Genomic DNA, 11,648 nt, shown 5'->3' on the forward strand with positions numbered 1-11,648 from the left:
AGCAAACCGGCGGCCGGGTTCGGGCGTTTCAGCCATAATCGAATCCACTACTCAGACTGCCGCCACACCATGGAATTCCAGTTTCTGGGCACCTCCTCGGGCACGCCCAGCAGGACCCGCAACGTCTCCGGACTCGCGCTGCGCACGAGCGGGGCGAAGCATTGGTACCTGGTCGATTGCGGCGAAGGCACCCAGCACCGCATCCTGCGCACGAACTATTCGCCGATGAGCCTGCGGGCCATCTTCATCACCCACATCCATGGCGACCACTGCTACGGCCTGCCGGGACTGCTGGCCAGCGCCGGCCTGCTCAACCGCGCCGAGCCGCTGCTGATCGCCGGCCCGCCGGCGGTCGAACGTTTCGTCCGCGGCGTGATGGAGAGCACGGAACTGCGCCTGCCCTACCCGCTCGAATTCGCCCACATCGAGCACGGCTGGCGCATCGACACGCTGCCCGACGTGAGCGTGGAGGCGGCCGGGCTGTCGCACCGCGTGCCCTCGTTCGCCTTCGCCTTCACCGAAAAAGCCGTCGAGCGCAAACTCGACATCGGCAAACTCGAGCGCGACGGCGTGCCTTCCGGCCCCGGCTGGGGCCAGCTCCAGCGCGGCGAAGACATCCAGTTGCCCGACTGCCGGGTCGCGCGCAGCAGCGACTACATCCTGCCGACCCGCGCGCGGCGCAAGATCATCGTCGCCGGCGACAACGACACGCCCTCCCTGTTGACGACGCAGTCCGCGGGCGCGCAGGTGCTGATCCACGAAGCGACCTACACCGAAGAGATCCTGCAGCGGGTCGGCCCCGGCCCTCAGCACAGCTCGGCGCGCGCCACCGCCGCCTTTGCCCGGGAAGCCGGCATTCCGAACCTGGTGCTGACCCATTTCAGCCCGCGCTACCAGGAGGGAGAGGGTCCGCTGTCGATGGCCTGCCTGGAGGCGGAGGCGCGGGCCGAGTATGGCGGGCAGCTGTTCCTGGCGGGGGACCTCCAGCGTTATGCGCTCGACCGGCGTGGGGTGCTGGCCGTCGCTCCGTGATCACATGCCGCGGCCTTGGCCGCGCAGGGGCGCGAGCGCTGCGTACTCCTCCTTGCTGAGCGCAAAGCGTTCCAGCACCTGCATGGCGCTGCCGCGCACCGCGCGGGTCTCGAGCGGATTGCCGGCCAGCGCCAGCAGGGCCGCCTTGGCCGCCGGCGTGCGCACGCCCGCCTGGGCGATGGCGAAGATGGCCGCCTGGCGTACCTCGGGCGCGCCGTCGGCCAGCGCCTGCGACAATCGCTCCCCGCTCTCGCCGCCCTTGTCCCATAGCCCCAACTGGCGGATGCTCGCGCTGCGCACGGCAGGGTCCGCATGCTGCGCCAGGCTCGCCAGCTGCGCCACCATCTGCGCCGCTTCCTCCGGGTCCGCCGCGCCGGACTGCAGGGTCGACAGCGCCTGGGCCAGGAGCTCCGGCGATTGTTCGGTGGCCAGCGTGCGCCGCACCAGGGCGCGGGTTTCCGGTGCGTCCGGGGCGAGGCTGCGCAGCATCTCGAAGCCGGCCTGGCGGTCCGCCGGGTTGCTGCCGTTCGCCAGCCGGTTCGCCAGGAACAGCACGTCCGGCGCCGGCACCGTGGACAGGATCGTGACCAGCAGCGCGCGCGCCTGCGGCGTCTGCGCGGTATCGAAGCGGGCCAGCAGCTTGCGGCGCGCGGCCGGATCGCCCTGCACCAGCTTGCGCAAGGCGTCCTCGGCGTCGTAGCCATGCGTGCTCCTGTCGCCGGGGGCCAGCGCCTGCGCCCACAGGGCGTCGACGTCGGCAGGCACGGGCGCGGGCACAGGCGCGGGCGCGACAGGCACGGATGCGGGGCCCGGCATCGTCCATGCGTCGCCGAAGCTGCCCTGCACCAGGGCGCCCGCCGGCGCCTGCGCCTGCACCGGGCCCGGTGCGGCCTCGGGGGCGCGCAGGAACCAGGCCAGGCCGAAGCCGAGCGCAAAGCTGAGGGCGATCGTGCCGGCGCGGGCGGACAAGGTCGAATCGTTCACTGCTGTTCCTTCCAAAGGTCGTGCGATGGACTGGACGGGGCCGCCCGTCCAGCCGCCATCCTGTTTAATTCATCAGCAAATCGGCCTGCCGGATCGTGGTATAGCTTTGCAGTCCAAAATGGCCGAGCGAATAATCGTAGGTCGCATTCTGCATGTCGATATTGCTCGTGTGCGCGCCATACACATAGCAGCTGCCGATGCAGACGATTTCGTCGATCCAGCTTTTAATCGAATACATCTTCGCGCCATAGCGCTTGCCGCGCACGGATTTGGTCAGCGGGCTGTCGATCGACAAGCCGTTGGCGCCGCAGGTGGCATTCGCCACGTTATATGGATAGACGCCGCAGGAATTGAGGCCCCACTGGGCGCCGGCCACGCCGACGAAGGTATTCACGCGCCCGGCATAAGCGAGCTCGTTGATCGCCTTCATGGCCAGGGTCACGCCCATCGAATGGCCGATCACGTCGATCTTGCCGGTGCAGGAATTGGCGTAGGCCGCGGTCAGGGAATTTTTCACCACTGTCGTATTCGTCGTGCCGTGGTCGTTGCTGGCCGCGCTGGTTTTCGAGCCCCAGTTCGGCAGATACAGCTGGGATGCGAGGTAGCCGCGGCTTTTCAGCTCGGCGACCGTGTTGTTCCAGTCGGCAGGCGCACCGGTATTGCCGTGCACCAGCACGACATTATCGAGGCAGGCCGCCTGGACGCCGGCGCCGGCGCATGCCAGGGCGGCGCCGGCGAGCAGGTGCGTCACCGAAAACGATGTTCGAAACATGGTATCTCCTCCGTTGAATGGTGTGTCGGACGCCTGTGCTTGTTATTGCGTCCTGGTCCAGCGGAGCGATGTTCTCTTCGCTGGATGAACCACTCTAGAAGCAAGCCCGGCCGTAAGCCACTCCCTGTTCGGAGAGTTCCTGTTTCATGCCCTGCAATGCGCTAAGTCGCGCGCCTTGGCCACCGCATGCGCGCGGCTGCGCACTTCGAGTTTCAGGAAGATCTGGTCGATGTGGTATTTGACGTTCAGCTCGGACAAATCGAGGATTTTCGCGATCTCCCAATTGGTCTTGCCCTCCTGCAGCCAGTGCAGGATCTCGCGCTGGCGTTCGCTCAGCGCCTTTTTGCTCCTGCCCAGGCTGCCGTGATACTCGTCGACCGTCGCCAATACCCGCGCCAGCGCGAAGTGCAAGTGCGGCGTCAGCAGCTTCATGAGGAAAGCATGGTGCGCGCCGATTTCGCCGGGTATGCGCGAAAAAATGAAAAAGCTGGAAAACACGCCGCCGAGATCGAGCACGCCGTGCGCGATCGTATTGCGCAGCTCGTATTTATTGAAAAGGCGGACCCAGTCGTCCGGATACAAATGGTCGTCGCGCCCGCTCTGGAACAGCTGGGGTTCCAGCGTTTCGCGCCAGCGTTTCATCAGGGGGCTGTCGAGGCGGCCGTCCTCGCCCTGCAGCGGCTCGAAATACGCGAGCGGATAATCGACGCTCAGGATCTTGCGGATGTGGTTGCCTTGCGGGCTGATGCCGCCGATCCCGCACAGCATCGACCCGTGCGGCAGGACGGCGCGAAACGATCCTTCGACCATGCGGGTAAATTCGCCTGCTGTCTGCACCTGCGTGCACTCGACCAGCACGCGCATGATGCGCCTGTCCTGCTCATCCTGCTGGGCACTCATCGCCGTCTCTCCGTGTCTGGTTCTTGTGCGGACGAGGAGAGAATAGTTGAGTTTACCCAATTGTCAAGAATGACGCGTGGGCGTTCTCACGTTTGCCACACGGGCAAGGAGGATGGGTCAGGCGCTCTGAACCACCAGCTGGAGCGACGGATACTCGACGCGGTTGCGCCCGTTGCGCTTGGCCTGGTACATCAGCTCGTCGGCGGCGGCGATCACCGTGCGCATCGGGTCCTCCGGCGCTGCCTCTCCAAGCTGGACGCTGGCCACGCCGAAGCTGGCCGTGGCGCGCAGCCGGGTCGCGCCGTCGCTCGCCATCAGCTCGGTCGCGGCAAAGCGGGTGCGCAGGCGCTCGGCAAGGCGGATGCCGTCGTCCAGGATCGTCCCCGGCAGCACCAGCAGGAATTCCTCGCCGCCGTAGCGCACCACGCTCTCGATCGGCTCGCTGGTCGCGGCTTGCAGCATGTGGGCAAAGCCGCGCAGCACGATGTCGCCGTCGCCGTGGCCATGAGTGTCGTTGATCTGCTTGAAATGGTCGATGTCGCACAGGACCACGGTCAGGCAAGGCTTGCCGCGGCCGGCGGCGGCGCCCTGCTGGTCCATCAGCTGGTAGTGCAGGTAGCGGCGGTTGAAGCAGCCGGTCAGGTGGTCGCGTTCGGCCGCCCGCTTGAGCACGGTCTGGGACCGGAATTCCTCGCGCGAGACGTGGTGGAAGCGGCGCGCCGCCAGGAAGCCGAAGGTATTGACCAGCATCAACAGCATGCCCATGGTGAGCGTGTCGGCAAACGACATCCGGCTGTACTGCGCGGCCAGCAGGACGAAGCCGGTGGTCGTCACGACGGCGATCGCCAGGGCATTGCGCAGGCGGTTGGGGATGTACAGGTAGATCACCACCAGCATGATCGCCAGCGACATCGCATGCCAGTGGAATTCGTTGGGGCGCCGGGCGGCGACGAACATGAAGCAGCCGAGCGCCACGCATTCGGAAATGGTGGCCGCCCGGCGCACGGCGCGCACCGACAGCGGCCGGTGGTAAGCGAGCCAGGCGCAGGTGCCGGCCGTCAGCGCGACCAGCAAGCGGGCGCAGAGCAGGGAGAGGGCCGTGGGCCCCCAGCCGAGGGCCGCCACGTCGGTCGCGAAAAAGCCGAGGTAGAACACGGTGCAGAAGGTCAGCGTAAAGCCGAGCAGGGCGCGCGTCTGCACCTGCTTGTGCTCGAGGTAGGCGGCTTCCGTCGACGGGCGCATGAATTCGCCAGTGAGCGGATGGATGTGCATGATGTTCACGTCGGTACAGGATGCCGGAGCGGCCGGACTGGGCCAAAACACCATTGTGCCAGCAGAACAGGCGCGCAAAACTCACCGTTTGTCACCGGAGCAATGATTACAGGAAATAAATCTTCGCTCAGCCACGCGCGGATGCGATCGTGACCGCGCCCACCGACACGGTCAGCCGCAAGCCGATGTTCAGCGTGACGCTGGCGCCGTCGCCGCTGGCCGCAGCCTGCCGCGCGGGCCCTTCGCCACGGGCCTGGCGCGCGACCAGGAAAGGCTGGGGCGGCGGCAGTTCCAGCAGTTCGCGCCGCAGCAGGGCCTGGTGCCCGGCGAGCGTCACCCCCTCGAAGTGGCGCACCAGGCTGCTGACCCGGGTGCCCTCGTTGCCGATCCAGCGGATCTCGCTTTCCGGGATGCCTTCGCGCCAGGGACGGTCGGCCCTGGTGACGACGGCGCCGTCGATCACGCAGGGCACGCCGCGCCGGTGCAGGGCGACCACTTCCCACTGGCGGTTGAAGACGGGTGCGCCGGAGGAGCCCGGCAGGGTGTCGGCCTCGTACAGGAAATAATGGTCGACCAGGTCGAGGACCTTGTTGTTGCTGAGGACGATCTGTTTGTAGTCCCCTTCCGGGTGCTGGATGATGTTGACCGGATAGCCGCGCAGGATCTTGCCCTGCTGCGGATTGAGGCGGTTCCAGCCGAAATGGGCCAGCGGCGTGCCCTCCTGCGCCGTCGGCGCCACGGCGACGATGGTGTAGTCGAGCAGTTCGTCGGTCACGAACAGCTCGTCGGGTTCGAAGGAAAACACCGAGGTCGGCAAGGGCTGCCCCTCTTCGCCGAGCTGGTAGTCGAAGCGCACGGCGGCACCGGCGGCCTCCTCCTTCGAACGCAGCACATGGTGGTTGGTCAGCAGCAGGCGCGGCGACACCATCGAGCCGGTCGCGATCGGCGTCAAACGCGGAGCAAGGCCGGGCACGGCGTCGCGCCGGCACACCTGGCCGACGAAGCGGCCGATGGCGATGGCCTTTTGCAGGGTCTCGAAACTGAGCAGGTCGCTGGTGGCGAGCACCCGCTCGGTGCCGAACTCGTCGAACAGCCGGGGAGGATGGGCGCCGGCCCAGAGCGCGGCGCCGCCGCCCGTCTCGAGCTGGTGGCGCAGGAAGGCTTCCTTGCGCTCGAGCGGCTCGGCCGCCGGGCCGAGTGCGCGCGTGCGTTCGATCGCCGGCCCGGCGGCCTGCCAGCGCCGGCCCGCGTCGACGAAGACCTGCTCGATGTTGCTCATCGCGCGCCGGCGCCTTCCCTCATACCGTGACCTGCCAGTCGGCCGTCGAGTCGTAGGAGGCCTTGTCGGGCTTGATCGACAGGTGCAGGTGGGCCTTGTGCGGGTTGACGCCGCCGTAGCTGCGCCACTCCCAGGGGGCGGCGCCGTCGATGGCGCCGGCATTCATGATGCGCCGGTTCCAGATCACGTACTTGACGCGCGGGTCGCGCGCCGCCTGCAGCGAGCGCGCCAGCTTGTCGGCGCTGCAGCCGTTGCCCGGGTCGTCGGTGATGTCGATCGCCGTCACCACGCCCAGGCCGCCATCCTCGACCCAGGGATTGTGGTCCGAGCTGCGGGTGCGGTGGCGGGCGTCGCCGATGGTGCCGTCCGAGGCGCGGCTCCTGCGCGGGGCCAGGGCGTTGATCTTGTCGCGCAGCGCCATCAGCCCCTTCGCCACGCGCCAGTCGGCTGCCGCCTCGGCCAGGCCAGCCCCTTCGGCCAGCGCCAGCATCCGGCTGGCCTCGGCGTCGTCGTCCAGGTTCGGGGTGCGCTCCTGGTCGGGCATGCCCGGCGCCGCCGGTGCGCGCAAGGCTTGCGGCCCCCTGTCCAGCACCTCGCGCAGCCGCAGTTTCACCTGGGCGGCGACCGCGCCGAAGCCGTCGTCGGTCGGATGCAGTTCGTCGGCCCAGCGGCCTTCGACGCGCCGGCGCAGGTCGACATGCCAGGCGTTCGGGAAGGCGGCGGCAGGGTCGCCCCCGCCGCACAGGCGCTGCTGGAGCAGGTTGAAGCGGTCGATCAGGACGCGCACGATCTCGCGCTGCAGGGCGTGGTCCTGGATGCCGAGCATCTCGCGCATCGGCTTGCCCAGCCACTTGTCGACGGCGGCCCAGCCGGGCCGGCGCGTGTCGCCGGGTGCGCCGCCGGGAATGGCGTAGTCGTAGCCATGGCAGAGGACGGGCAGGCCCGGAAATTCGCGCGCCACGTTCCCGAACACGCGGCGCAGGCACTCCTCGACGAAGCGGAATTTTTCCTCGACGGCCGGGGTGTCGAGGTACCACTCGGCCGGCCGCCCCTCCTCGAAGCGGCGCAGGATCTGGCCGATCACCGGCACCCCGCGCGCGTCCTCGCCGATGATGTCGTTGCCGCCGCCCGAGAACAGGAAGGCGCGCGCCTTGCCGGCGTTGCGGCGCAGCGCGGCCAGGTACTCGGCGTGGTCGTGCACCATGTTCTGCAGCGTGTCGCCGGCCGCATCCACGCTCCAGACGTTGAAATCGTCCTGCAGGTTGTCGATCACGTCAGCCAGCAGCACCGGGAACTGGAACCAGGAATCGCCCTCGGACACCAGCACCGGCCGCCGGTCGCCGCGCGCCAGGCGCGCCTTGAATTGTTCCTGCCGCCGGAAGCGGCTCAGGCTGCTCGCCCAGGACATCAGCATCGCGCCTTCGACCACGTCGAGCGGCTGCGCCACGTCGACCAGGGCGGGATTCGGGATCACGCCGGGCGCGAAGGCGCGCGACACCGAGGGATCGAAAACGAAATACGGGCGCAGCTGCGCCTCGTCGATGTCGGGATCGCGCATCATGTCCTGCAGCTCGCGCATGGACAGGCGCCGGCCCGTGGCCGCGGCGGGCGCCGGGCTGCCCGCGAGCGCCGCCCTTGCCGCCGGACCGCCCATGGCGCCCCCTTCGGCCCCGGCGGCGCGCAGGTCGATGGCGATGCGCAGGGTGATCGGGATCTGGATGACGCCGGCGTCGACCTGCGGCTGGGGCGCGGCCGCCACCGGAGCTTGCGGCTGTGGTGGCACCTGCGGCGGTGCCTGCAGTTGCGGCGGCGCTGCGGACGGTACGCCGGCGTCCGCCTGCACCGTGCCGGCGGCACGCTCAGGCACCTCAAAGCCATCGGCCTCGACCCAGGCGCGCTGCCACTGCTCGGTGGCGGCCACCCTGCCGTCGAACTGCACGCCGGCATCGACCACGCGCCGGTCGCGCGCCAGCTCGTAGCTCGGCACCGCATAGTTCGCCTTCAGATACTCTCCCGCGAAATGCAGCCCGACCACGCGGCCGCTGCCCACGTCGATCACGGCCGAGCCCGAGTTGCCGCCCAATGTCGAGCTGTCGTGCACCATCGCCTCGACTTCGTTCTCGAAGCTGTGCACGCGGCTGCGCGGCCGGATCTTGCCCGGCTGCAGGCGCTTGACGTCGTAGACGCCGCCGAAGATCCGGTCCTGCAGCGCCAGGTCGTTGCGCGCGTCGCGTGCCGGGTAGCCGATCGCCACCATGTCGCGCGCGACCAGGTCTTCGGGCGCGCGCACCGACAGGGTCAGGGGCCGAAAGGCGGTCGACAGGCCGGACACCCGCACCAGGGCCATGTCCCAGTACGGGTGGATCATCAGCACCTGTTCGATGGAAAAGTGCGAAGCATTCTCGGGCAGGCTGCCGTACTCGCACTCGAAGTCGACCAGGGCGTCGCCCGGACGGTAGACCAGCCGCTTCGTGCCGCGTCCCTCGGCGAACAGGCGCGCCACGTGGCGGTTGGTCATCAGCAGCGAGGGGCCGACCAGGAAACCGGTGCCGCCATAGGGCACGCTGGGCATGAAGGGCAGCTCGATGCGGCCGATCGCGCCGAGCTGCGGATCGATGCGCGCACGGACGGCGGCGGTATCGAGCTCGGACCAGATGCCGCCCACCTGGTCATAGGTGCCGGCGCGCACGAACACGGCGGGACGGTCATGCGCCAGCACGATCGCCTCGACGCCGAGCAGCTCGGCCGGGCTGATTTCGCTGTCGCGCTGCTCCCTGAGCTTGCGCACGCCTTCGACCGCGTCCTGGTAGCCGAAACGGATGCCGCGCACGGTGCGCGCCGGGTCGGACGGTCCCAGCGATTCCTCGGCGGAGACCTGCTCGGGTGCCGGGATCGGCACCGATTCGAGATCGTCGCCGGGCGAGACTTGCCGCAGCATCGCGCGCACGCGGCCAACCCGTTCCATGTGGTGCATGATGCCCTCCCTCGGGTGGTGTGCCTGGCGCTTGCTGCCTGCCGGCGTCGCCCCGATCGAGCGATGATGTCAATCAGTCTAGCAGGCGAAAATGGCTGTGCAAGCTCAGCGCCTAGGGCTTCAGGCCAAGTGCTTTCGTGATCTCGGCGATGAGCCTGGTCTCGGAGTCGGTCACCAGCGCCGCACCGGCGGTCCTGGCGCTGACGCCATAGTCGGCGACACCGTTGCGCCCGCAGAAAATGTACACGGGAAGGTCCGGCTGCATTGCACGCGCTTCCCGGACGAAGCGCAAGCCCGCATCGCGGATTTTGACTCCGCCCTCGGTCCGGCTCATGTCGCTGATGGCAAGGTCGAAACCCCCTTCGGCCAATGCCGCCAGGCCTTCCTGCGTGGACAGCACCTCGCGGATGCTCACGCCCTGGTTGCGCAGCTGTTCTGCAATCAGGACGTTGTTGGCCGGCTTGTCGTCCACCCACAGGATGCGGTACGGCGGGCGCCGCGTGGCGGCGACGTTTTCCTCGATGCGCTTGCCGTCCGCCATCCCGGACACGATCTCGGCCATCGTGCGCTGCAGGTCTTTTAGCGACGCCTGCTGCAGCCGCGTCAGTTCGCCGACGCCGACGCGCCTGCCGCTCTCCAGGCGGATGTACTGGACCTGGGTATCGGCCTGCTTGATGATGACGGCGAGGAAAATGCGGGTCAGCAGGTAGCCGATCAGGAAGCCGAGTACGCTGAAGAACAGGCTGATCGCGGCGGCAACCTGGGCCCCGGTCCCGGTGTCCATGCCCAGTCCCGGCGCGACGAAAGCGGCGACGCCCGCGGCGTACTCGGGGAAATTTTGCAGATTCACCAGGCCGACCCCGACGATGATTTTCGTCAGCCAGTCGGAGACCTCGACCAGGTTGGAGTTGATTTCGCTCGACACCGGCGTCGTGGTCGACGCGACGGCGCCCGCGCTGTCGCCGTCCCCGGCATTTCCTGCCTCGCCGGCCGGCGAGACGGGAGACGCCGGGGCGACGATCGACCCGGCGGGCAGCACGCGCGGAATGGCGAACAGGAAGCCGAGCAGCATGCCGCTGACACAGCAGCCGAACGCCCACAGCAGCGCGAACGCCGTGTGGTAACCCGGCCCGACCATGCCGCCGGCGATCACCACGCCGGTCCCGAGCAGGAAGATCGTCAGCAGCACATAGGGCACGTCGCTGCGCTGGTAGGGGCGCTCGGTGACGACGGCCGTCGTTTGCTCCACGGACGTGGAGCGCTTCGCCAATGGATTCAACAACATGTTTCGCCTCCTGTGCGTACTGCCGCCTGCAGGAAAACAAGCCGATTGCCCAGTGCCTCGCATGGCTTCGATCTTACGCCCAGCCGCCCTGCCCTTGCGGGCCGATGATGGGTTTGTGGCCGGCTGACGACGTTGCATTGCGGCCCGTTGCAACAGGAAATAGGGGGCGCCTGCCGGCCTGCATTGCTGTCAGGTCTTTTCCTGCAAGGTCAGCCGCTGGTCCCTCCGCAAAAGCAATCCTATCGGCGCCGCTGCTGATCGATTCGGCATCCGCTGCCGACGCTACCCCCTATGCATTGTGCGGCATTAAACCTGCCCGCCAGCGGCGGCGTACCGTATTGACGGGTTCGCGATTTTCGTCGCAAGCCATTGTTTCTTAAGGAGATTATCATGCGGCCGCGAAAGAGTTTCGTGGCGGTCTCGCTGTGCGGCCTGGCGGCGCGGGAAATGCAAGGGCCGGCCGGCAGAAAGGGTGAACGATGGCGCCGGCCCTGGACGCGTTGCCATGCGCGCAGAGGTGGCCGTACCGAATAACGCCCTGGTGGCGGGTGTGATCCGACGGCGGGCGGCCATCGCCTTGCCTTGCCTTGCCGTCATTACTTTTGGAGAGTGTCATGCAAGCGCATCAACGTGTTTCCCTGTTCCTGCTGTCGCTGTCGCTGCCCCTGGGGCTTGGCCTGGCGCAGGCTGCCCCGGCGGCCTACCCCGAGTACCGGGTCACGATCGTCGCCCCTGCCGGCAGCGCGGCCACCGACATCAACCAGTCCGGCGTGGTCGTCGGCACCTACCCGTTCCGGCCCACCGTCACGCATGGCTTCCTCAACCGCGGCAAGGGCCTGGTCGACCTCGGCACGCTGGGCGGCCGCTCGAGCGAGGCGGTCGCCATCAACGACAAGGGCGAGGTGCTCGGCAACTGGACCACCACCGGCGGCCAGCAGCGCGGCTCCCTCTACGCCCACGGCAAGCAGCGCGACATCGGCGTCATTCCCGGCCGGTTCACGACCTACACCGACATCAACAATGCCGGCTACGCGACCGCGATCGGCTTCGGGGCGGGCTTCAGCGGCGCGCGCCCCTTACTGCGCGCGCCGAAAGGCAAGTTAAACCACAAACCCAACCATCCCTTAGATGAAACCACCCAGACACTAGC

Annotated in this window: 8 protein-coding genes and 1 pseudogene; 2 read left to right on the forward strand and 7 right to left on the reverse strand. The window is 68.1% G+C overall.

Annotation, left to right across the window (positions count from 1 at the left end; translation table 11 throughout):
* Positions 1–69: 69 nt before the first annotated feature.
* Positions 70–1,032 carry an MBL fold metallo-hydrolase gene (locus tag ACWCIA_RS19855; protein ID WP_454166084.1) on the forward strand — a complete coding sequence of 321 codons (963 nt, stop codon included), beginning with the start codon at positions 70–72 and terminating at the stop codon, positions 1,030–1,032.
* On the opposite strand, the gene ACWCIA_RS19860 is transcribed toward ACWCIA_RS19855, so the two are convergent.
* The 7 genes from ACWCIA_RS19860 to ACWCIA_RS19890 all read right to left on the reverse strand — a co-directional run bounded on the left by ACWCIA_RS19860 (position 1,033) and on the right by ACWCIA_RS19890 (position 10,498).
* A complete protein-coding gene (locus ACWCIA_RS19860; RefSeq protein WP_454166086.1) occupies positions 1,033–2,016 on the reverse strand; it encodes a HEAT repeat domain-containing protein in 984 nt (327 codons plus the stop codon).
* A 64-nt stretch (positions 2,017–2,080) separates the two neighbouring features.
* Entirely contained in the window at positions 2,081–2,788 is a 708-nt protein-coding gene (locus ACWCIA_RS19865; RefSeq protein ID WP_454166088.1) for an alpha/beta fold hydrolase, read from the reverse strand.
* Between the two features lie 144 nt (positions 2,789–2,932).
* Positions 2,933–3,688 carry a helix-turn-helix transcriptional regulator gene (locus ACWCIA_RS19870; protein ID WP_454166090.1) on the reverse strand — a complete coding sequence of 252 codons (756 nt, stop codon included), beginning with the start codon at positions 3,686–3,688 and terminating at the stop codon, positions 2,933–2,935.
* Between the two features lie 117 nt (positions 3,689–3,805).
* Positions 3,806–4,960: a diguanylate cyclase gene (locus tag ACWCIA_RS19875; protein WP_454166092.1), complete on the reverse strand. Its 1,155-nt coding sequence runs from the start codon at positions 4,958–4,960 to the stop codon at positions 3,806–3,808.
* Between the two features lie 127 nt (positions 4,961–5,087).
* The gene (locus tag ACWCIA_RS19880; RefSeq protein WP_454166094.1) at positions 5,088–6,239 is read right to left on the reverse strand and encodes a trypsin-like serine peptidase; all 1,152 of its coding nucleotides are present in this window, start codon (positions 6,237–6,239) and stop codon (positions 5,088–5,090) included.
* A 19-nt stretch (positions 6,240–6,258) separates the two neighbouring features.
* Positions 6,259–9,213 carry a trypsin-like serine peptidase gene (locus tag ACWCIA_RS19885; RefSeq protein ID WP_454166096.1) on the reverse strand — a complete coding sequence of 985 codons (2,955 nt, stop codon included), beginning with the start codon at positions 9,211–9,213 and terminating at the stop codon, positions 6,259–6,261.
* A 112-nt stretch (positions 9,214–9,325) separates the two neighbouring features.
* Positions 9,326–10,498 carry a hypothetical protein gene (locus ACWCIA_RS19890; protein WP_454166098.1) on the reverse strand — a complete coding sequence of 391 codons (1,173 nt, stop codon included), beginning with the start codon at positions 10,496–10,498 and terminating at the stop codon, positions 9,326–9,328.
* A 614-nt stretch (positions 10,499–11,112) separates the two neighbouring features.
* On the opposite strand from ACWCIA_RS19890, the pseudogene ACWCIA_RS19895 reads away from it, so the two are divergent.
* Positions 11,113–11,648 (forward strand): annotated as a pseudogene (locus tag ACWCIA_RS19895) (HAF repeat-containing protein); the annotation flags it as partial.

This window comes from Massilia sp. SYSU DXS3249 (assembly GCF_053668055.1).